This is a genomic window from Streptomyces sp. NPDC059373 (genome assembly GCF_042751495.1).
Taxonomy (GTDB): domain Bacteria; phylum Actinomycetota; class Actinomycetes; order Streptomycetales; family Streptomycetaceae; genus Actinacidiphila.
Genome location: NZ_JBHYXC010000003.1, coordinates 406,881 through 427,712 on the forward strand (window position 1 = coordinate 406,881; position 20,832 = coordinate 427,712).

Consider the following 20,832-nt stretch of genomic DNA (forward strand, 5'->3'; position numbering starts at 1 on the left):
TTGGTTCGGCTCCTCAGTGGGCTACGGCGGCGGCACCGTGCTCGTCGACGAGCGCGCCGGTGGTGAAACGGTCGAGCGAGAAGGGGGCGTTGAGGGGGTGGGGGGTGTCGTGGGCGATGGTGTGGGCGTAGACCCAGCCGACGCCGGGGGTGGCCTTGAAGCCGCCGGTGCCCCAGCCGCAGTTGAGGTAGAGGTTGTCGACGGGGGTGAGGCCGACGATCGGCGAGGCATCGGGGCTGACGTCGACGATGCCTCCCCAGGTGCGGAGCACGTGCGCGCGGGCGAAGACGGGGAAGAGCTCCAGGGCGGCGGACATCTGCTCTTCGATGATGTGGAAGGCGCCGCGCTGGGTGTAGGAGTTGTACGAGTCGATGCCCGCGCCCATGACCAGCTCGCCCTTGTGGGCCTGGCTGACGTAGACGTGCACGGCGTTGGACATGACGACCGTGGGATGCACCGGCTCCAGCAGCTCGCTCACCAGCGCCTGGAGCGGGTGGCTCTGCAGCGGAAGATCGAAGCCCGCCATCTTGGCCAGCACCGACGAGTGGCCGGCCGAGCAGAGTGCGACCTTGCCGGCCGCGATGGGCCCGAGGGTGGTCTGTACGCCGACGACCTGGCCGCCGACGATGTCGATGCCCGTCACTTCGCAGTTCTGGATGATGTCGATGCCGGCGGCGTCCGCCGAGCGGGCCAGGCCCCAGGCCACGTGGTCGTGCTTGGCGATGCCGGCGCGCGGCTGGTACGTACCGCCCAGCACCGGGTAGCGGACGTCGGGCGAGATGTTGACGATCGGGCAGACCTCCCGGACGCCCTCCGCGTCGAGCCATTCGGCGTCCACGCCGTTGAGGCGGTTGGCCTCGACGCGGCGGACGCTGTCGCGTACGTCCTGGAGGCTGTGGGCGAGGTTCAGGACGCCGCGCTGGGAGAAGAGGATGGGGTAGTCCAGCTCCTCCTCCAGTCCCTCCCAGAGTTTGAGGGCGTGCTCGTAGATGCCGGCGCTCTCGTCCCACAGGTAGTTGGAGCGGATGATCGTGGTGTTGCGGGCCATGTTGCCGCCCGCGAGCCAGCCCTTCTCCAGGACCGCGACGTTCGTGATCCCATGATTTCGGGCCAGGTAGTGGGCGGTGGCGAGGCCGTGCCCGCCGCCGCCGACGATGATCACGTCGTACGACTTCTTCGGCTCGGGCGTGCGCCACAGCCAGTCGGGGTGCTCGGGGAGATCGGCACCGGGGGTGCGGGGGCTCATCGGGCGTCTCCTGACAGGTGCGGGTAGAGCGGGTGGGCGGCGGCGAGGGCTTCGGTGCGGGCCCGCAGGGCTGCGAGGTCGGGGTCGGGCTGGAGGGCGAGGGCGATGATGTCGGCGACCTCCGCGAAGTCGTCCTCCGTGAAGCCGCGGGTGGCCAGGGCCGGGGTGCCGATGCGCAGGCCGGAGGTGACCATGGGCGGGCGGGGGTCGAAGGGGACGGCGTTGCGGTTGACGGTGATGCCGATGTCGTGGAGCCGGTCCTCGGCCTGTTTGCCGTCGAGGTTGGAGTCGCGGAGGTCGACCAGGACGAGGTGGACGTCGGTGCCGCCGGTGAGGACCTTGACCCCGGCCGCCGCCGCGTCGGGCCGGGTGAGCCGGTCGGCGAGGATGCGGGAGCCGGCGAGCGTACGGGCCTGGCGCTCGGCGAACTCGGGGGACGCGGCGAGCTTGAAGGAGACCGCCTTCGCGGCGATGACGTGCTCCAGGGGGCCGCCCTGCATGCCGGGGAAGACCGCCGAGTTGATCTTCTTGGCGAGGTCGGCCTCGTTGGTGAGGATCACGCCGCCGCGCGGCCCGCCGAGGGTCTTGTGGGTGGTCGTGGTCGTGACGTGGGCGTACGGCACGGGGTTGGGGTGCAGCCCGGCGGCGACCAGGCCCGCGAAGTGTGCCATGTCGACCATGAGGAGGGCGCCCACCTCGTCGGCGATGCGGCGGAAGGCGGCGAAGTCCAGCTGCCGGGGGTAGGCCGACCAGCCCGCGACGATCATCTTGGGGCGGTGCTCCTTGGCGAGCCGCTCCACCTCGTCCATGTCGACCAGGTTGTCGGTCTCCGAGACGTGGTACGGCACGACGTTGAGCATCTTGCCGGAGTAGTTGATCCGCATGCCGTGCGTGAGGTGGCCGCCGTGCGCGAGATCGAGGCCGAGGATGGTGTCGCCGGGCTGGAGCAGCGCGAAGTAGACGGCGGTGTTGGCCTGGGCGCCCGAGTGGGGCTGGACGTTGGCGAATCCGGCGCCGAAGAGGGACTTGATGCGGTCGATGGCCAGCCGCTCGGTGACGTCGACGTACTCGCAGCCACCGTAGTAGCGGCGGCCGGGGTAGCCCTCGGCGTACTTGTTGGTGAGCACCGAGCCCTGGGCCTCCATGACGGCGGCCGGGGCGAAGTTCTCGGACGCGATCATCTCCAGCGTGGACTGCTGGCGGTGCAGTTCCGCGCGGAGCGCGGCGTGGACCTCGGGGTCCAGCTCGGCGAGGGGTGCGTTGAGGGTGTTCATACGGCCAGGGCCTCCCTGATCAGCCACGCAGGCGGGACATCGTCGGGTCGAACAGGGGCTCTTCCGCGACCTGGGCGGCGATGCGCCGGTCGAAGTAGCCGATCTCCACGGCACGGCCCGGCGTGGCCAGTTCCGCCGGGAGCCACGCATAGGCGATGCCCTTGCCGATGGTGTAGCCGTAGGCGGCGCTGGTGACGTAGCCGACCGCCTGGCCGCCGGCGTCGTAGACCGGTTCCTTGCCCATGACGACCGCGCTCGGGTCGTCGATGGTGAGGCAGGTCAGGCGGCGCTTCACGTCGGCCTTGCGGCGGATCAGCGCGGCCTTGCCGATGAAGTCGACGTCCTTGTCGAGCTTGACGGCGAAGCCGACCCCGGCTTCGTACGGGTCGTGCTCATAGGTCATGTCGGTGCCGAAGGAGCGGTAGCCCTTCTCCAGGCGGAGGCTGTTGAAGGCGCCGCGGCCGGCGGCGATGCCGCCGAGGGGCTGGGCGGCGGCCCACAGGGTGTCCCAGAGCTTCTGGCCGAGGTCGGCGGTGGTGTAGAGCTCCCAGCCGAGCTCGCCGACGTACGACAGGCGCATCGCGGTGACCGGGACGGAGCCGATGTGGGCGCGCTTGGCGCGGAAGTACTTGAGCCCGTCGTTGGAGAAGTCGGAGTCGGTGAGGGGCTGGAGGACCTGGCGGGCCAGCGGGCCCCAGAGGCCGATGCAGCAGGTGCCGGGGGTGATGTCGCGGACGGCGACCGAGCCGTCGTCGGGGAGGTGGCGGGTGAACCAGTCGAGGTCGAGGTTGCCGTTGGCGCCGACCTGGAAGAGGTCGCGGGCGAGGCGGGCGATGGTGACGTCGCTGCGGATGCCGCCGTCCTCGTCGAGGAGGAGGGTGTACGTGACCGAGCCGACGGACTTGTCGACCTTCCCGGTGGACAGCCGCTCCAGGAACCGCCCGGCGCCCCGGCCGGTCACTTCGAGGCGCTTGAGCGCGGTCATGTCGTACATGGCGACGGTCTCGCGGGTGGCCTGGGCTTCGGCGCCGACGATCGGGGACCAGTAGCGGGCGGCCCAGTCGTTGGGGGTCGGGATCGAACGGCCGTCGACCAGGCCCGCGTTGGACTCGTACCACTGGGGGCGCTCCCAGCCCGTCGCATCGAGGAAGAAGGCGTCCAGCTCCTGCTGGCGGGCGTAAAAGGGGCTGGTGCGGATCGGGCGGGGGTCCCCGGAGGGCTGGAGGGGGTGGAGGATGTCGTAGACCTCGACGAAGTTCTGGCAGTCGCGGGCGAGGACGTACTCCGGGGAGAGCTGGTGCGGCTCGAAGCGGTTGACGTCGCACTCGTGCAGGTCGAAGGACGAACAGTGGCCGTCGACCAGCCACTCGGAGACGGCCCGGGCCACGCCGGCGGAGTGGGTGACCCAGACGGCCTCGGCGACCCAGAAGCCCAGCACGTCCGGCGACTCGCCCAGCAGCGGGAGGCCGTCGGTGGTGAAGGAGAAGAGGCCGTTGATGCCCTCCTCGATCTTGGCCTCGCGGGTGGCGGGGAGCAGCGCCTGTGTCTCGGTCCAGGCGTCCGCGAAGTCGTCCTCGGTGAACTTCAGGACGGACGGCATGCCCTCGGCCGAGTCGGCGGCGTCCACGGAGAGGATGTCGTCGGCGGAGACCGGCATGGGGCGGTGGCCGTAGTAGCCGATGCCGATGCGGTCGAAGCGGTCGCGGTAGTAGAGGTCGGCGTCCTGGTGGCGCAGGATCGGCCGGACCGCTTCCTCCGTCTGGCCCGCGAGGGCGGGCACCGGGCCGGTCCAGGCGAGCTGGTGGCCGAGCGGGGTGAGCGGCAGGTTCATGCCGACCATGCGGGCGATCTTCGGGCCCCAGATGCCGGCGCAGCACACGACGATGTCGGCGGGAATGTCGCCGCCGACATCGGTACGGACGGCGGTGACCCGGCCATCCTCCTGCAGCACGTCGAGGACTTCGTGGCGGGGCAGGAACCGTACGCCTCGTTCGGTGGCCTGCCGGATCTGCGCCTCGACCGCGAGGACGGCCTTGGCGAGGCCGTCCGTGGGCACCAGGAGGCCGCCGAGGACGCGTGAGCGGTCGACGAGGGGGTGGAGCTCGACGCACTCGTCGGGGCTCAGCAGCCGGGACTCGACGCCCCAGGCGGTGATCCAGCCGTGGCGGCGGTGCAGTTCGGCGAGGCGCGCCTCGGTGGTGGCCACTTCGAGGCCGCCGACCTGGAGGAAGCAGGGCTGGCCGTCGACGTCGAGGGAGCAGAACTTCTCGACGGTGTAGCGGGCCAGCTCGGTCATCGTCTTGGACGAGTTGGTCTGGAAGACCAGGCCGGGCGCGTGCGAGGACGATCCCCCGGTGGCCGGGAGCGGGCCCTGGTCGACGACCGTGATCTCGGTCCAGCCCGCGGCGGACAGTTCGTCCGCCAGCGCCGCCCCAACGACGCCCGCTCCGATGATGACCACTCGGGGTCCCGCCATCGCCGCACCTCCGCCTAAAAAGCAGTCTCAGTTGCTGTCAGCGCAACAAGCTTCAGGTTGCGCAACTCAATGTGCCTGTCCCTCCGGGGGGTGTCAAGAGGGCAGAACGCATGTGCCCGGCGGGCTGTCACGGCAGCCCGCCGGGCACATGGTTCGTTAGGCAAATCCCTAACCTGAGCGTTAGGCAACTGCCTTACTTCAGCCAGGCAGCGACCTTGTCGGGGTTCGCGTCGACCCACTTCTTCGCGGCCGCGTCGTCCGACATCTTGTCGACGGCGATGTACTTGGCCACGAGGTTCTGGTCGTCGTTGGTCCAGGAGAAGTTCTTGACCAGGCTGTAGGCCGGGCTGCCCGACTTGGCGAACGTCGAGCTGACGATCTTGTCCAGGTTGTACACCGGGTAGTCGCAGGCGATCTTCGACGCCACGGCGTCGCAGCCCGTCTTGTACGCGGGCAGATTGACCTTGACCAGCGGCACCTCGGACAGGAACCACTGCGGCTCGTAGAAGTAGCCGATGACCCACTGCTTGTTCTTCTCGGCCTGCCGGAAGGCCTGGATGAGCGCGGTCTCGCTGCCCGCGTACACCACCTTGTAGTCCAGCTTCAGGTTCGTCACCAGCGCCGCGTCGTTGGTGACGTACGACGGGTCGCCGTCCAGCAGCTGGCCCTTGCCGCCCGACTCGGAGGTCTTGAACTTGGCGGCGTACTTGTTGAGGTTCTTCCAGCTGGTGATGTCCGGGTAGGCCTTCGCCAGCCACGGCGGTACGTACCAGCCGATGACGCCCTTGTTGCCGGTCTGGCCGGCCGAGACGGCGGTCTTCTGCTGGGTGATGTACTTCTTCTTGAGGTCGTCGTGGCCCCAGTTCTCCAGGACGGCGTCGACCTCGCCCGTCCCGAAGCCCTGCCAGGCGATCTCCTCCTTGAGGTCCTTCTTCTTGACCGTACAGCCGAGCTTCTTCTCTGCGACGTACGCGACGACCGCCGCGTCCGCCTCGTAGCCGACCCACGGGTTGACCGCCAGATTGAAGGTGCCGCACTTGCCGGAGCTGGCGCCGGCGCCGGAGGAGGTGTCGCCGACCTTCGCGCCGCCGCAGGCGGTGAGGGTGAGGCCGAGGGCCGCTATACCGGCCGCGGGGGCCAGCCAGTGTCTTGCTTGCGTTGCCATGGTCCGTGCTCTCCTTATGCCCTGCTGCGTCGCGCCGCTGCCTGAGTAATCCGGTCGAACATGACTCCGAGCAGTACGATGGCGAGTCCCGCCGCCAGCCCCTTGCCGTACAGCTCTCCCTGCGAAAAACCGGCCACGACGTCGTAGCCGAGGGCGCCCGCACCGACCAGGCCGCCCACAACAACCATCGACAGCACGTAGATCAGGCCCTGGTTGGTCGCGAGAGTCAGGGCGCTGCGTGACATCGGCAGTTGGACTTTGGTGATGATCTGCCAGGTGTTGGACCCGGCTGCCGTGGCCGCCTCGACGGTGGTCTCCGGCACGGCCCGCACCCCGTCGGCGATGATCTTCATCGTGACGGGTGCGGCGTAGACGATGGCGGCGACGATCGCGGTGAAGCGCGTCGCGCCGAACAGTGCCAGGAACGGCACGAGATAGACGAACGGCGGCATGACCTGCGCCGCGTCCAGGCCGGGCCGGATGACCCGGTCGGCCATGGCACTGCGGCCCATCCAGACGCCGAACACGATGCCGAGCGCCATCACCAGCAGCGTCGCCACGGCGGTCGAGGCCAGCGTGGTCATGGCGTCCGACCACAGGCCGGTGCCGACCAGCAGTCCGACGCACACCACCGTCGTGACGCCGGCCCGCAAGCCGCCGAGCACCACACCGAGGGCGATCAGAACCAAGCCGACCAGCCACCACGGGGAGTCGGTCAGCAGCGTCTGGAAGGGGTTCAGCAGGCCGTTGGTGATGCCGTCACGCACGGCGTTGGTGACGCCCGACAGGTTGTCCTGGGCCCATGTCGTGACACTGTCCGCCGCCTTCGCGATGGAGCTGCCTGCGCTTCCCTCGCCGGGGAACTCGGCCGCCCATACGTAGGTGTGCGAGACGTAGACGACGACCGCCGCCAGCACGCCGCCCGCCACGAGCAGCTGCTTGCGCCACGGGGCGAAGCGACTCGGCGAGCGCCGGGCCGCCTCGGCTCGCACGCTCGCCGCGGTCGTGACGCGGTCCAGGACGATGGCCATGATGACGATGGCGAGGCCGGCGTTGAAGGCCGTGCCGACGTCCAGCGACTGCAGGGCGTTCATGACGGTCTTGCCCAGCCCGGGGGCGTCGATCAGAGCGGCGATGGTGACCATGGCCAGGGCGGCCATGATGGTCTGGTTGATGCCCATCACCACCGTCCGCTTGGACATCGGCAGCAGGACTTTCAGCAGCGTCTGCCGCCGGGTCGAGCCCAGTGAGTCTGCCGCCTCGACGGTCGTCTCGGGGACCGAGCGGATGCCGTGCGCGGTGATCCGGATCGCGGGCGGAGCCGCGTAGATCGCCGTGGCGATGACCGCGGAGGCCGGGCCGATGAGGAAGAAGAGGGTGAGCGGGGCCAGGTAGACGATGGTGGGCATCGTCTGCATGAAGTCCAGGAACGGCGTCAGTACGCGGTTCACCCGGTCGGACAGACCCGCCCACACGCCGAGCGGGATGCCGATGAGGAGCGCGACGAAGACCGCCGACAGGGTCAGCGCCAGGGTGTCCATGCTCTCCTGCCACAGGCCCTGCAGCCCGAAGAAGGTGAAGCCGGCCATCGCCAGGAGCGCGACCCGCCAGTTGCCGAAGGCCCAGGAGACGTAACCGGCGATGGCGACGACACCGAGCCAGCCGATGGTGGGGACCGGGCGGCCGGCGGACGGCTGGGAGATCAGCGACTGGACGAAGGTCACCAGGTTGTCGATGACCAGCCGGATCTCGTTGAAGAAGTAGAGGAAGAGCGGGTTGGAGTTGCGGTCGGCGCCGATGGAGTCGTTGACGTCGTTGAACCAGCGGTGCAGATCGGTCAGGTCGGCCGCCGCCAGCGTCAGCGTCTGATGGCCGCGCAGCACGGCGAAGACCACCAGCCAGCCGACCAGGATCCCGGCGATCACGACCCGGCGGCTGACCGCGCGTACGGACCCGAGCTTCGCGGGTGCCTCCGCGATGGTTGCCATCACGCACCGCCCGCGATGACCGACAGAATCTCCTCGTCGCCGACGATGCCCAGCAGCTTGCCGTTCTCGACGACCTTCACCGGCTTCTCGGCCGCCAGCACGGCCCGGGTGGCCTCCCGCACGACCACGTCCGGCCCGAGCTCCGGCCCGTCGAGGGCGTCGTCGGGACCGGCCGGGCGCATGATCCACTTCAGGGTCAGCACATCGGCGCGCGGCACCTCGCTGACGAAGTCGCGCACGTAGTCGTCGGCCGGGGCGCCGACCAGCTCGTCGCCGGTCCCGCACTGCACCATCTTGCCGTCGCGCATGATCAGGATGCGGTCGCCGAGCTTGAGCGCCTCGGACAGGTCGTGGGTGATGAAGACCATCGTCTTGCCGACCTCGTGGTGCAGGCGGATGACCTCGTTCTGCATGTCCCGGCGGATCAGCGGGTCGAGCGCGGAGAACGGCTCGTCGAAGAACAACACGTCCGGGTCGCCCGCGAGCGCCCGGGCCAGGCCGACGCGCTGCTGCATACCGCCGGAGAGCTGGTCGGGGTAGGAGTTCTCGTAGCCGGACAGGCCGACCAGCTCGACGACCTCGAGGGCCCGCTTGGTGCGCTCGGCCTTGCCCATGCCGCGTATCTCGAGACCGTACGAGACGTTGTCGACGACGCGGCGGTGCGGCAGCAGCCCGAAGTGCTGGAAGACCATGGAGAACTTGCGGCGGCGCAGCTCGCGCAGCCGCTTGGGGTCGGCGTCGCGGATGTCCTCACCCTCGAAGACGACCTGGCCGGCGGTCGGTTCGATCAGCCGGGTCAGACATCGCACGAGGGTGGACTTGCCCGAGCCGGACAGACCCATGACGACGAAGACCTCACCGGGCGACACATCGAAGCTCACGTCCCGCACGGCCGCCGTGCAGCCCGCGCGGTCCATGAGTTCGCGGCGCGACAGGCCGCTCAACTCCTCGGAGTCCGGCACCTTTTCGGCCTTGGGGCCGAACACCTTCCACAGCCCGCGCACGGAGACGACCGGGGTCCGGTCCTGATCCTGGGACGCGTCGCGCCGCTGCGACACCTCAGTATCGGTTGGGGTCACTGTCGACCTCTCTTCGGGCTTCAGCCGCGGAACCAGCGCTGCGGCTGCGGTTGGATGTTCTGCCAGATGTGCTTGGGCTCGCGGTACTCGTCCAGGCCGGCAGGTCCCAGCTCCCGGCCCACGCCCGAGTGCCCGAAGCCACCCCATTCAGCTTGCGGCACATAGGGGTGGTAGTCGTTGATCCATACGGTGCCGTGGCGCAGCCGCCGGGCGACCCGCTGGGCCCGGCCCGCGTCCTGCGTCCAGACGGCGCCGGCGAGTCCGTACTCCGTGTCGTTGGCGATGCGTACGGCATCGTCCTCGTCGCCGTCCCGGAAGCGCTCGACGGTCAGCACCGGGCCGAAGGACTCCTCGTGCACGACGCGCATGTCCTGGGTGCACTCGTCCAGGACGGTCGGCGGGTAGTAGAAGCCGTCCTTCAGCGCGGGGTCGGTGGGGCGGGCGCCGCCGCAGCGCAGTACGGCGCCTTCGGCGATGCCTGCGGCGACGTAGGCCTCGACCTTGTCGCGGTGGGCTGCGGAGATCAGCGCGCCGGTCTCGGCCTCGGCGTCGAAGGGCCCGCCGAGGCGGATCGTTCCTGCCCGGCGTACGACCTCGTCGACGAAGGCGTCGTGGAGCGAGTCCTCGACGATCAGGCGGGCCCCGGCCGAGCAGACCTGGCCCGAGTGCAGGAAGACGGCCGTGAGCGCGAAGTCCACGGCCGTCTCGAAGTCGGCGTCGGCGAAGATGACGTTGGGGTTCTTGCCGCCCAGCTCCAGCGCGACCTTCTTCACGCTCGCGGCGGCGGTCGCCATGATCCGTTTACCGGTCTCCAGCCCGCCGGTGAAGGACACCATGTCGACGGCCGGATGCTCGGAGAACGGCGCCCCGACCTCCGGGCCGGTGCCCAGGACCAGGTTGGCGGCTCCGGCGGGCAGACCCGCCTCTTCCAGGGCCCGCATGAGCAGGATCGAGGTGGAGGGGGTCAGCTCACTGGGCTTCAGGACGATCGTGTTGCCCGCGGCGAGGGCGGGCGCGACCTTCCAGGAGGTCTGGAGGAGGGGGTAGTTCCAGGGGGTGATCAGGCCACAGACGCCGATCGGTTCGTAGACGACCCTGCTGATGGCGTCGTCCCGGCCGGTGTCGATGACCCGGCCGGCGCTGGTGCCGGCTATGCCGCCGTAGTAGCGGAAACAGGAGACGACATCGGCGATGTCGTACTCGCTCTCCACCAACCGCTTGCCGGTGTCGAGCGATTCGGCCCGCGCGAACTCCTTGGCGTCCCGCTCCAGGAGGTCCGCCACCCTCAGCAACAGCGCCCCGCGCTCCCGCTCCGGCGTGCGCGGCCACGGGCCCTCGTCAAAGGCACGGCGGGCTGCGATGATCGCGATCTCGCTGTCCGCCCGGGTGCCCTCGGACACGGTCGCGGACAGGGTTCCATCAGCGGGGCAGCGAATCTCCCGGCGGCCGCCCGCAATCGGGTCGTGCCACTCACCGTCCAGGTACAGGTCTGCCACGCGAGGAGCCCTTCAGCCGAATTCGTTGCGCATTGCGCATCGAATTGCTTGTGGTGGAACACCCTGTCCGAATGAGGGGCATACGTCAAGGGGTTGACGCCAGCGGGTTTCACCCCTTGACCGCGGGTGGCACGGGACCGGACCATGTTGCGTATCACTCACCCTGTTGCTCATTACGCACCAGCGGAGGTCGCACATGTCCCCTCGACCGCAACCCGGCCACGAGTACGTCCTCACCCTCTCGTGCCCGGACCGGGCCGGCATCGTCCACGCGGTGAGCGGCTTCCTCGTACGGAACTCCGGCAACATCCTTCAGAGCCAGCAGTTCGACGACCGGCTCAAGGGCCGGTTCTTCATGAGGGTCCACTTCGACGTTTCCGATCCAAACACCGATCCGGAAACACTGCGTTACCGATTCGGCCCCGTCGCCGAGGCCTACGGCATCCGCTGGACCCTCCGGGACGCGGCCACGCCGACCCGCACCCTCATCATGGTCTCGAAGTTCGGCCACTGCCTGAACGACCTACTCTTCCGGCAGCGCACCGGCGCGCTCAACATCGACATCCCGGCGATCGTCTCCAACCACCGCGACTTCGAGAGCCTCGCCGACACCTACGGCGTGCCCTTCTTCCACGTCCCGGTCACCAAGGAGACCAAGCCCGAGGCCGAGGCCCGGCTCCTGGAACTCGTACGCGAACTCGACGTCGAGCTCGTCGTCCTCGCCCGGTACATGCAGGTCCTCTCCGACGACCTCTGCAAGCAACTCGAGGGCCGCGCCATCAACATCCACCACTCCTTCCTCCCCAGCTTCAAGGGCGCCCGCCCCTATAACCAGGCCTACGACCGCGGCGTCAAGCTCGTCGGCGCCACGGCCCACTACGTCACCCCCGAGCTCGACGAAGGCCAGATCATCGAACAGGACGTCGTCCGCGTCGACCACTCCCTCGACCCCGACGAGCTCGTCACCGTCGGCCGCGACGTCGAGGCCCAGGTCCTCGCCCACGCCGTCAAGTGGCACAGCGAAAGCCGCGTCATGGCCGACGGAAACCGCACCGTCGTCTTCCGCTGACGGGAGCCGTACGCGGCCGTGGCCGCGGGCCGTACACAATCGCCGGACGCGCCGGGGGCATCAACCCCCGGCGCGCGCCAGCATGTCGCGGCGCCAGCGCTCGGTCTCGGCGATCTGGTTGAAGGTGAAGACGTGGAGGCCCGCCACCGCCGCGGAAGGTGCCGCAAGCGCCGGGGCGGTGCGGGTGAGGAGGCGGTCGGGGGAGTAGCCGCCGGGGGCGGCGAGGCGGACGAACCAGGAGGGGTGCTTGGCGAGGAAGCGGGTGGATTCGCCGACGCCGATCCTGGTGGCCATGGCGAGGAGTTTCGTACGTTCGACGGGCCCGGCGACGCCGAGGTGCACCGGCAGGGTGACGTCGCGGCGGCGGACCCGGGTGAGCCAGTCGCCCAGGACGCGGGGGTCGAAGCAGAGGTTGCTGACGATGTAGGTGGCGTGGGCGCGCTTGTCCCACATGGCCTGGATGGTGATGTCGTCGGCTATGAGGGGATGGCTCTCGGGGTAGCCGGTGATACCGACGTGTGTGAAGGGGCTGCCCAGCTCGCCGAGCCGCCGCAGCACCGGCAGGGCGCCCTCGTACGGGCCCGCCGGAGGGTCCGCGTCGCCAGCCGGGACGAAGACGTCGTCCACGCCCACCGCGCGGAGCCGCTCGACGACCTCCGCGACGTGCGCGCCGTCCCGCAGCAGCCGGGCGGGGATGTGCGGGACGACGCGGTAGCCGTGGGAGGCCAGCCGGACGGTGAGGTCCAGCGTGGGGTCGAGGCCCTTGACCGGCGACGCGGTGACCGTGATCACCACGTCGCGCGGGACATGGGCGAGGACCTTGTCCTCCGTCGACGTGGTCGGGAGGACTTCGTAGCGGACCCGGCTCAGCAACTGCTTCAACGCGGGTCGCGGTGCCGGTAGAACTCCGCCTTGGAGGCCGGGAGCGGGTCCTTGCCGAGGATGAGGTCGGCGGCCTTCTCGGCGATCATCATGACCGGGGCGTAGATGTTGCCGTTGGTGACGTAGGGCATGACCGAGGCGTCCACGACCCGCAGGCCCTCGACGCCGTGGACCTTCATGCTGTCGGGGTCGACGACGGCCATCTCGTCGGTGCCCATCTTGCAGGTGCAGGACGGGTGCAGGGCCGTCTCGCCCTCCTTGGCGACCCATTCCAGGATCTGCTCGTCGGTCTCGACCTCAGGCCCCGGAGAGACCTCACCGGCGTTGTACGGCTCCATGGCGGGCTGGTTGAGCAGCCTGCGGGCGACCCGGATGGCCTCGACCCACTCGCGCTTGTCCTGCTCGGTGGAGAGGTAGTTGAAGCGCAGCGCCGGGTGCTCGCGCGGGTCCTTGCTCTTGATCTTCACCGAGCCGATGGCGTCGGAGTACATCGGCCCCACATGCACCTGGTAGCCGTGCCCGCCGGCCGGCGCGGAACCGTCGTACCGGACCGCGATCGGCAGGAAGTGGAACATCAGGTTCGGGTAGTCGACGTCCTCGTTGCTGCGGGCGAAGCCGCCGGCCTCGAAGTGGTTGGTCGAGGCCGGGCCCTTGCGGAAGAGCCACTGCAGGCCGATGAAGGGCGCCCGCCACTTCGCCATGTACGGCTGCATGGAGACGGGCTGCTTGCAGGCGTACTGGACGTAGACCTCGAGGTGGTCCTGCATGTTCTCGCCGACACCGGGGAGGTCGTGGACGACCGGGATGCCCAGCGCCTGGAGCTCCTCCGCGTTGCCGACGCCGGAGAGCTGGAGGAGCTGCGGGGAGTTGATGGCGCCGCCGCAGAGGATGACCTCGCCGGCCCGCACCTCGTGCTGCTGCTTCTTCTTGCCGAGGCCGTGCTCGTACGCGACGCCGACGGCCCGCTTGCCCTCGAAGAGCACCTTGGTGACCAGGGCGCGGGTCTTGACCGTCAGGTTGGGCCGGTTCATGACCGGATGCAGGTAGGCCTTGGAGGCTGAGTAGCGACGGCCCCGGTGGACGTTGCGGTCGAAGCGGGCGAAGCCCTCCTGGCGGTAGCCGTTGACGTCGTCCGTGAGGGGGTAGCCGGCCTCTTGGACCGATTGCAGGAACGCGGGGAAGAGCGGCGAGGTGGCCGGGCCGCGCTCCAGCACCAGGGGGCCTTCGTGGCCACGGAACTCGTCGTCCTTGTCGGCGGCGAGACAGTTCTCCATGCGCTGGAAGTAGGGCAGACAGTGGGAGTAGTCCCACTTCTCCATGCCGGGGTCGCCGGCCCAGCGCTCGTAGTCCAGCGGATTGCCGCGCTGGAAGATCATGCCGTTGATGCTGCTGGAACCGCCGAGGATCTTGCCCCGGGCGTGGTAGACGCGTCGGCCGCCCATGTGTGGCTCGGGCTCGGACTCGTACTTCCAGTCGTAGAAGCGGCTGCCGATCGGGAAGGTGAGGGCGGCGGGCATCTGGATGAAGACATCCCACCGGTGATCCGGGCGGCCGGCCTCCAGGACCAGCACCTTGTTGGCCGGATCGGCGGAGAGCCGGTTGGCCAGCGCACTGCCTGCTGAGCCGCCGCCGACGATGACGTAGTCGTACTGCAAGGGAGCCATGGACCTCTCGCTTCCCGATCGCGCCGTCGATATGCGGGGCATGCTAGTACGAGTATCGCTATACGCACCAGGTTGCGCGCCACGCAACTTGGGCGCCGGAGGTTTCCGATTCGTTTCCTACCGGGCTGTTGTTTACCGCGCGTATAGTTTCGCTGTGAGCAACTTCAGCGCAGATAACGAAACGGCGGGATCGCAGACCGGCGGAGTCCAGTCCGTCGACCGCGCGATCAGCGTCCTGGAGATCCTGGCCCAGCGCGGCGAGGCCGGTGTGAGTGAAGTGGCCGGAGAGATCGACGTGCACAAGTCGACCGCCTTCCGGCTGCTGGGCGCCCTGGAGGCACGCGGCCTGGTGGAGCAGGCCGGCGAGCGCGGGAAATACCGGCTCGGCTTCGGGATCGTACGACTGGCCGGCGCAGTCACCGGCCGTATCGACATTACGCAGCAGGGCCGCCCGGTGTGCGAACGCCTCGCCGAGGAGATCGAGGAGACCGTCAACATCGCGGTCATGGAGAAACAGTTCGCGATCAACCTCTTCCAGGTACGCGGCCCCGGCGCCGTCACCGCGCACAACTGGGTCGGCCAGCTCACCCCGCTGCACGCCACCTCCAGCGGCAAGATCCTGCTCGCCCACCTCCCGGCCCGGGAGCGCGCCGAGCTGCTGTCCGACGCGGGCCTGGAGAAGATCACGCCGCACACCCTGACCTCGAAGACCAAGCTGGAGAAGAACCTCGCCGAGGCCAGGGACCGCGGCTACGCCTGGACCCTGGAGGAGCTGGAGATCGGCCTGCACGCCATGGCCGCGCCCGTACGCTCCCGCGACGGCGACGTCATCGCCGCGGTCAGCGCCTCCGGCCCCTCCTACCGCTTCACCGAGGAGCGGATGCACGAGCTGGCGCCGGTACTGATCAAGGGTGCCGGCGAGATCAGCCACCGGATGGGGTACCTCGGCTGAGGCCGGTGGGCAAAGCTCAGGCTCGTGGTGGTCCCCCAGCCTTCGGCCGGGAGGTGCCCCCAGGTCGCGCACGGCTCGAAGCCGGCGAAGCGCCCGCGAGAGGCGCAGAGGGAGGGGCCCCGCGCCCCTAACCGCCCAGCATCTGCTTGATCCAGTCGTGGAAGGCGCCGATGTGGTGCTCGCTGGGGACCAGGACGCCGCCCTTGGCGTAGAGGCGGGAGCTCATGGCGGGCTGGCAGCGCTCGCAGGCGTCGAAGTCCTGCCGGTTGACGCGGTCGAAGAGCTCGACGGAGCGGCTGACGTCCTTGCCGCTGTCCACGACGTCCTTCAGGTAGAGCCAGTCGCACTCGACGATCGTGCGGTCGGCGGCGACCGGGTACATGCGGTGGAAGATCACGTGGTCCGGCACGAGGTTGATGAAGACCTGCGGCTGGACGGTGATCGCGTAGTAGCGGCGGTCCTGGTCCTCCGAGACGCCGGGTATGCGGTCCAGGCCCTCCGAGCCGTCGACCGTGAAGCCCTGGACGTCCGAACCGAACTCCGCGCCGTGGCCGACGTAGTACTGCGCGGCGTAGCCGTCGGCGAACTCCGGCAGCACCTCGGTGAGTTCGGGGTGGATCGTGGCGCAGTGGTAGCACTCCATGAAGTTCTCGATGATGAGCTTCCAGTTCGCCTTGACGTCGTAGACGATCCGCTTGCCGACCGCCAGGCTGTCGATGTCGTAGCGCTCGATCGACTCCACGTCGCCCAGCCGCGTCACGACCGCGCCGATGACCTGCTCCTCGAAGGAGGGCGGCTCCTCGGCCAGGCAGACCCAGACGTAGCCCAGCCATTCCCGTACGTGGACGGGGGCGAGGCCGTACTCGGTGCGGCCGACGTCGGGCATCTTGGTCAGGTTCGGGGCGGCGATCAGCTTGCCCGTGAGGTCGTACGTCCAGGCGTGGTACGGACACTGGAAGGCCCGCTTGACCTCGCCGGTCTCCTCGGTGCAGAGCTTGGCGCCACGGTGCCGGCAGACGTTGAAGAAGGCCCGGATCGCGTTGTCCCGCGAGCGCGTGACGAGGATGCTCTCCCGGCCCACCTCGACGGTCCGGAAGGCACCGGGCTTGTCCAGCTCCGACGCCCGCGCGACGCAGAACCACATCGTCTCGAAGATGCGCTCCTGCTCCTGGGCGAAGATCCCCGGGTCGGTGTAGTAGGAGCCGGAGAGGGTGGCGATCAGGCTGTCCGGCAGGCTGGGCGATGTCACGTGGGCACTCCTCCAGGCGTTGTGCGATAAGCAACGCGATGTGCAGTACGCAACTGCTTTCAGGCAGAATGTGGGGCGGGAAACGCCGGTGTCAAGACCTCACGACGGCCGAAGCGACCGAAGCCGCCGAGTCGGTCGAAGCGACCGAATCGATCGAAGCCGCCTGAGCCAACTGCTTGCGCCAGCGCATGAACAGCCGGGGCTGGTTCATGCCGAGCACCGCGACCGGTTCCCCGGCCCGGCGGTAGACCGCCAGGAAGCTGCGGTCGTCCGCCGCCCCCTCCTCCACCGTGACGCTGTCGGCGACGGCGGCGTGGCCCGCGAACTGGATACGTACGCCGTACTGGTCCGACCAGAAGTACGGCGGCCTCACGGGTCCCGGCTCGGCCGTACCCCCGGAGAGCAGGGCGGCCACGGCGGCGGCCGGCCGTTCCAGTGCACCGGTCCAGTGCTCGACGCGGCGGTGGGCGCCGGCGAGCGGGTCGTACCAGTTGGCGCAGTCGCCGACCGCGACGACGGCGGCCAGGCTGGTGCGGCCGTCGGCGCCGCACGTGACGCCGTTCTCCAGCGCGATGCCGGAGCCCTCCAGCCACTCCACATTCGGCCGGGCGCCCACGCCGACGACGACCGTGTCGGCGGGCAGGCTGCGGCCGTCCGCCAGCAGGACCGCGTCCACGCGATCTCCCCCGCTCAGCCCCTTCACCCCGACGCCGCACAACAGCCGTACGCCGTGGTCCGCGTGCAGCGAGGACACGACGCCGCCCATCGCCTCGCCGAGCGGCCCGGCCAGCGGGGTCGGCGCCACCTCGACGACGGTGACGTCCAGCCCGAGGGCGTACGCGGTCGAGGCGACCTCGGCACCGATGAAGCCGCCGCCGATGACAACCAGGCGGCCCCCACGAGCGAGGTCGGCGCGCAGTGCGAGGGCGTCGTCCAGGGTGCGCAGCGTATGGACGCCGGCAAGGCCTTCGCTGCCCGGCAGGGTGCGGGCGGCGGCGCCGGTGGCGATGACGAAGCCGTCGGCGCGAACCGCCGTGCCGTCGGCCAGGCGTACCAGGCGCTCGTTGCGGTCCAGGCCCGTGGCCCGTACGCCGAGCAGCCACTCGGCGGCCAGGTCCTCGCCGTCCGCCTCCAGGGTGAGGTCGGCCTCGGCCATCGTCCCGGCCAGGAACTCCTTGGAGAGCGGCGGCCGGTCGTACGGCCGGTGGAGCTCGTCGCCGACGATGACAAGCCGCCCGTCAAACCCCTGCTTGCGCAGGGAGCGGGCGGCCGACAGACCGGCGAGCGAGGCCCCCACCACGGCCACCGTTCTCACGCGGGACCCCCGGCGAGCCGGGCGCCGACGCAGGGCGGCAGGTTGGGCGCGGCCTGCGAGGGCTCGACGTAGATCATGCCGTCCTCGACCACGACCTGGTGCGTACGGACGGGCAGCTTGGCGGGCGGCGAGTCGACCGCACCGGTGCGCAGGTCGAACTTCGACGCGTGCAGCGGGCATTCGACCTCGCACCCTTCCAGCCAGCCGTCCGCGAGCGAGGCGTCCTGGTGAGTGCATGTGTCGTCGATGGCGAAGACCTCTCCGTCATCGGTGTGGAACACCGAGACAGGCGGGTCGATTTCGAGCCGGTAGGCCTCGCCTCGCGGCAGATCCGCGAGCCGGCACACGGGAATCTTCATGACACCTCGGTGCGTATGACGAAACTGATTGCGGTAAGCGCAACAACAGTTTGGAGGCGCCCCCACCCCCTGTCAAGAGAAACGAAAACCGCCCCACAGCGTGGGGCGGTTGACGTACGAAAGGCCAGTTCAGCGGGGTCAGTGACCGCGCTTGATCCACTCGTCGAGCTGCGGCGCCTCGGCCCCGACAGTCGTGCCGTCACCGTGTCCGGTACGTACGACCGTGTCGGACGGCAGCGTCAGCAGCCGCTCCCGGATCGAGTCGATGATCGTCGGAAAGTGCGAGAAGGAACGGCCCGTCGCCCCCGGCCCGCCCGCGAACAGCGTGTCGCCGGTGAAGACGGTCCCCAGCGCGGGCGCGTACAGGCACACCGCCCCCGGCGCATGGCCCGGGGTGTGGAGAACGGTCAACTCGGTGCCGGCCACCGAGAGCACCTGCCCGTCGGCGAGTTCACCGTCCGGGGAGCGGTCGGGGTGGGTCTGCTTCCACAGGAACAGGTCGTCCGGATGGAGCAGAACCGGCGCACCGGTGCGCGCGGCCAGCGCGGGGGCGGCGTCGATGTGGTCGTTGTGGGCGTGCGTGCACACGATCGCGACCAGCCGCCGATCCCCCACCGCCGCCGCGATGGCGTCGGCGTCATGGGCGGCGTCGATGACGATCGCCTCACTGTCGTCGCCGACGATCCAGACGTTGTTGTCGACGTCCCAGGTACCGCCGTCAAGGGAGAAGGTGCCGCTGGTGACCAGATGGTCGATGCGGGCAGTCATGCGAGGTTCACCGCCGAGTTCGGTTCTGTACGTCGCCGGAATTCAGCCCGTCCGGCGTTCGGGGGTCCAGGGGGCTTGCCCCCTGGAGGCCCTACAGGACCACCACCGACCGCAGAACGTCACCGTGGTGCATCCGCTCGAACGCCTTCTCGACGTCGTCCAGGGCGATCGTCTCCGTCACGAAGGCCCCCAGGTCGAGGCGCCCCTGCAGATACAGATCGATCAGCATCGGGAAGTCACGGCTGGGCAGGCAGTCGCCGTACCAGGAGGACTTCAGCGAGCCGCCGCGCCCGAAGACGTCGATCAGCGGCAGCTCCAGCTTCATGTCCGGCGTGGGCACCCCCACCAGCACGACGGTGCCGGCGAGATCGCGGGCGTAGAAGGCCTGCTTGTACGTCTCCGGGCGGCCGACCGCCTCGATGACGACGTCGGCGCCGTTGCCGCCGGTCAGCGCCTGGATGGCCTCGACCGGGTCGTTCTCGCGGGAGTTGACGGTGTGGGTCGCGCCCATCTTCTTGGCCGTCTCGAGCTTGCGGTCGTCGATGTCGACCGCGATGATCTTCGCCGCGCCGGCCAGCCGGGCGCCCGCGATGGCCGCGTCGCCGACTCCGCCGCAGCCGATGACGGCGACCGAGTCGCCGCGGCCGACGTTGCCGGTGTTGATCGCGGCGCCGATGCCCGCCATGACGCCGCAGCCGAGCAGCCCGGCGACGGCCGGGGAGGCGGCGGGGTCGACCTTGGTGCACTGGCCTGCGTGGACGAGGGTCTTCTCGGCGAACGCGCCGATGCCCAGGGCCGGGGACAGCTCGGTGCCGTCGAGCAGGGTCATCTTCTGCTTGGCGTTGTGGGTGTTGAAGCAGTACCAGGGGCGGCCGCGCAGGCAGGCCCGGCACTGGCCGCAGACCGCGCGCCAGTTGAGGATCACGAAGTCGCCGGGGGCCACGTCGGTCACGCCCTCGCCGACCGACTCGACCACGCCGGCCGCCTCATGGCCGAGGAGGAAGGGGAAGTCGTCGTTGATGCCGCCCTCGCGGTAGTGGAGGTCGGTGTGACAGACCCCGCAGGCCTGGATCTTCACCAGCGCCTCGCCCGGCCCGGGGTCGGGCACGATGATCGTTTCCAGACTTACGGGGGCGCCCTTCTCCCGGGCGACGACGGCACGGACCTGGTGAGCCATGGGTGCTCCTCGGCTGGTTGCTTATCGCGGCACGCAGCGCGCGTGCCGCAACGAAAGCATCCGGGAAGCGGACACAGTGGTCAAGGACCGCGACACTCAGCGGAAGAAGGCGATTCCGTCGTCCGGGAGATCCTTGAGGTCCTTCGCCCACTCCCGCGGGTCGACGACCTTCTTCAGGTGCGCCGACATGTAGGGGCGCAGCGGCACGGTCGGCGTCGTCTTCTCCGCGACCCACATCAGGTCGCTGTTGACGTACCCGTACAGCCGCTTGCCGCCGCTGTAGTGCGGGGCGGACGGGATCCGCGCCACGGCGTCGGTGACCAGGTCGATCTGCGGCTTGCCCTCGGCCAGCTCGCCGTACCAGATCTCGACGACGCCCTCGTCGCGGGTGGTGGTGACCTCGACCTTGCGGTCCTTGTCGATCCGCCAGAAGCCGGCCTCGTTCTCCAGCGGCCGGACCTTCTTGCCCTCGCCGTCCAGCACCCAGGTCTTGGACACGTACTCCAGGAAGGGCCGGCCGTCGTGGGTGAAGGTCACCTCCTGGCCGAAGTTGCACTTCTCGTCGCCGGGGAAGTCGAAGACTCCCGCGCCTTCCCAGTTGCCCAGGAGAAAGGCGATCGGCACGAGCTCCGGGTGCAGGTCGGAGGGGATCTCGATCATGTTCAGCGCTGTC

The 20,832-nt window shown here is 69.5% G+C and carries 17 protein-coding genes; 2 read left to right on the plus strand and 15 right to left on the minus strand.

The window, feature by feature from the left end:
* Positions 1-13: 13 nt before the first annotated feature.
* The 7 genes from ACFXJ5_RS09780 to ACFXJ5_RS09810 all read right to left on the minus strand — a co-directional run bounded on the left by ACFXJ5_RS09780 (position 14) and on the right by ACFXJ5_RS09810 (position 10,724).
* Entirely contained in the window at positions 14-1,246 is a 1,233-nt protein-coding gene (locus tag ACFXJ5_RS09780; RefSeq protein WP_384629333.1) for a sarcosine oxidase subunit beta family protein, read from the minus strand.
* Entirely contained in the window at positions 1,243-2,520 is a 1,278-nt protein-coding gene (gene glyA, locus ACFXJ5_RS09785) for a serine hydroxymethyltransferase (RefSeq protein WP_384629336.1), read from the minus strand. Before glyA ends, ACFXJ5_RS09780 begins: the two co-directional genes overlap by 4 nt.
* Positions 2,521-2,539: 19 nt before the next feature.
* A complete protein-coding gene (locus tag ACFXJ5_RS09790; RefSeq protein ID WP_384629339.1) occupies positions 2,540-4,996 on the minus strand; it encodes an FAD-dependent oxidoreductase in 2,457 nt (818 codons plus the stop codon).
* 193 nt (positions 4,997-5,189) lie between these two features.
* On the minus strand, positions 5,190-6,161 hold the full coding sequence (locus ACFXJ5_RS09795; RefSeq protein WP_384629341.1) for an ABC transporter substrate-binding protein: 972 nt from the start codon (positions 6,159-6,161) through the stop codon (positions 5,190-5,192).
* Between the two features lie 14 nt (positions 6,162-6,175).
* Positions 6,176-8,149 carry an ABC transporter permease gene (locus ACFXJ5_RS09800; RefSeq protein WP_384629344.1) on the minus strand — a complete coding sequence of 658 codons (1,974 nt, stop codon included), beginning with the start codon at positions 8,147-8,149 and terminating at the stop codon, positions 6,176-6,178.
* A complete protein-coding gene (locus ACFXJ5_RS09805; RefSeq protein WP_384629347.1) occupies positions 8,149-9,228 on the minus strand; it encodes a glycine betaine/L-proline ABC transporter ATP-binding protein in 1,080 nt (359 codons plus the stop codon). The genes ACFXJ5_RS09800 and ACFXJ5_RS09805 overlap by 1 nt, the downstream gene beginning before the upstream one ends.
* Positions 9,229-9,248: 20 nt before the next feature.
* A complete protein-coding gene (locus ACFXJ5_RS09810) occupies positions 9,249-10,724 on the minus strand; it encodes an aldehyde dehydrogenase family protein (RefSeq protein WP_384629350.1) in 1,476 nt (491 codons plus the stop codon).
* A gap of 196 nt (positions 10,725-10,920) precedes the next feature.
* On the opposite strand from ACFXJ5_RS09810, the gene purU reads away from it, so the two are divergent.
* Positions 10,921-11,793, plus strand: coding sequence for a formyltetrahydrofolate deformylase (gene purU / locus ACFXJ5_RS09815; RefSeq protein WP_384629353.1), 873 nt, complete (start codon positions 10,921-10,923; stop codon positions 11,791-11,793).
* A 60-nt stretch (positions 11,794-11,853) separates the two neighbouring features.
* Here purU and ACFXJ5_RS09820 read toward each other — a convergent pair whose 3' ends face one another.
* Together ACFXJ5_RS09820 and betA are read right to left on the minus strand one after the other, a co-directional pair.
* Positions 11,854-12,675, minus strand: a complete 822-nt coding sequence (locus tag ACFXJ5_RS09820) for a 5,10-methylenetetrahydrofolate reductase (protein ID WP_384629356.1) — start codon at positions 12,673-12,675, stop codon at positions 11,854-11,856.
* A complete protein-coding gene (gene betA, locus ACFXJ5_RS09825; RefSeq protein ID WP_384629359.1) occupies positions 12,672-14,339 on the minus strand; it encodes a choline dehydrogenase in 1,668 nt (555 codons plus the stop codon). Before betA ends, ACFXJ5_RS09820 begins: the two co-directional genes overlap by 4 nt.
* Positions 14,340-14,493: 154 nt before the next feature.
* On the opposite strand from betA, the gene ACFXJ5_RS09830 reads away from it, so the two are divergent.
* The gene (locus ACFXJ5_RS09830) at positions 14,494-15,291 is read left to right on the plus strand and encodes an IclR family transcriptional regulator (protein WP_384629362.1); all 798 of its coding nucleotides are present in this window, start codon (positions 14,494-14,496) and stop codon (positions 15,289-15,291) included.
* Between the two features lie 127 nt (positions 15,292-15,418).
* Here ACFXJ5_RS09830 and ACFXJ5_RS09835 read toward each other — a convergent pair whose 3' ends face one another.
* The 6 genes from ACFXJ5_RS09835 to ACFXJ5_RS09860 all read right to left on the minus strand — a co-directional run bounded on the left by ACFXJ5_RS09835 (position 15,419) and on the right by ACFXJ5_RS09860 (position 20,819).
* Positions 15,419-16,540: an aromatic ring-hydroxylating dioxygenase subunit alpha gene (locus tag ACFXJ5_RS09835; RefSeq protein WP_384629365.1), complete on the minus strand. Its 1,122-nt coding sequence runs from the start codon at positions 16,538-16,540 to the stop codon at positions 15,419-15,421.
* Between the two features lie 91 nt (positions 16,541-16,631).
* Entirely contained in the window at positions 16,632-17,855 is a 1,224-nt protein-coding gene (locus tag ACFXJ5_RS09840) for an NAD(P)/FAD-dependent oxidoreductase (protein ID WP_384629368.1), read from the minus strand.
* Entirely contained in the window at positions 17,852-18,214 is a 363-nt protein-coding gene (locus ACFXJ5_RS09845) for a bifunctional 3-phenylpropionate/cinnamic acid dioxygenase ferredoxin subunit (protein ID WP_384629370.1), read from the minus strand. Before ACFXJ5_RS09845 ends, ACFXJ5_RS09840 begins: the two co-directional genes overlap by 4 nt.
* A gap of 138 nt (positions 18,215-18,352) precedes the next feature.
* Positions 18,353-18,982 (minus strand): MBL fold metallo-hydrolase, encoded by a 630-nt coding sequence (locus tag ACFXJ5_RS09850; RefSeq protein ID WP_384629373.1) that lies wholly within the window; start codon positions 18,980-18,982, stop codon positions 18,353-18,355.
* A gap of 91 nt (positions 18,983-19,073) precedes the next feature.
* Positions 19,074-20,159 (minus strand): S-(hydroxymethyl)mycothiol dehydrogenase, encoded by a 1,086-nt coding sequence (locus ACFXJ5_RS09855; protein ID WP_384629376.1) that lies wholly within the window; start codon positions 20,157-20,159, stop codon positions 19,074-19,076.
* Positions 20,160-20,255: 96 nt separating this feature from the next.
* Positions 20,256-20,819 carry an FABP family protein gene (locus ACFXJ5_RS09860; RefSeq protein ID WP_384629379.1) on the minus strand — a complete coding sequence of 188 codons (564 nt, stop codon included), beginning with the start codon at positions 20,817-20,819 and terminating at the stop codon, positions 20,256-20,258.
* Between the last annotated feature and the right edge of the window lie 13 nt (positions 20,820-20,832).

What these genes read in the sequence shown, in the direction of transcription:
- purU (WP_384629353.1), top strand. Translation starts at nt 10,921, where the DNA reads ATGTCCCCTCGACCGCAACCCGGCCACGAGTACGTCCTCACCCTCTCG.
- ACFXJ5_RS09795 (WP_384629341.1), bottom strand. Translation starts at nt 6,161, where the DNA reads ATGGCAACGCAAGCAAGACACTGGCTGGCCCCCGCGGCCGGTATAGCG.
- ACFXJ5_RS09850 (WP_384629373.1), bottom strand. Translation starts at nt 18,982, where the DNA reads ATGACTGCCCGCATCGACCATCTGGTCACCAGCGGCACCTTCTCCCTT.
- ACFXJ5_RS09855 (WP_384629376.1), bottom strand. Translation starts at nt 20,159, where the DNA reads ATGGCTCACCAGGTCCGTGCCGTCGTCGCCCGGGAGAAGGGCGCCCCC.
- ACFXJ5_RS09860 (WP_384629379.1), bottom strand. Translation starts at nt 20,819, where the DNA reads ATGATCGAGATCCCCTCCGACCTGCACCCGGAGCTCGTGCCGATCGCC.
- ACFXJ5_RS09800 (WP_384629344.1), bottom strand. Translation starts at nt 8,149, where the DNA reads ATGGCAACCATCGCGGAGGCACCCGCGAAGCTCGGGTCCGTACGCGCG.
- ACFXJ5_RS09780 (WP_384629333.1), bottom strand. Translation starts at nt 1,246, where the DNA reads ATGAGCCCCCGCACCCCCGGTGCCGATCTCCCCGAGCACCCCGACTGG.
- ACFXJ5_RS09845 (WP_384629370.1), bottom strand. Translation starts at nt 18,214, where the DNA reads ATGAAGATTCCCGTGTGCCGGCTCGCGGATCTGCCGCGAGGCGAGGCC.
- glyA (WP_384629336.1), bottom strand. Translation starts at nt 2,520, where the DNA reads ATGAACACCCTCAACGCACCCCTCGCCGAGCTGGACCCCGAGGTCCAC.
- ACFXJ5_RS09790 (WP_384629339.1), bottom strand. Translation starts at nt 4,996, where the DNA reads ATGGCGGGACCCCGAGTGGTCATCATCGGAGCGGGCGTCGTTGGGGCG.
- betA (WP_384629359.1), bottom strand. Translation starts at nt 14,339, where the DNA reads ATGGCTCCCTTGCAGTACGACTACGTCATCGTCGGCGGCGGCTCAGCA.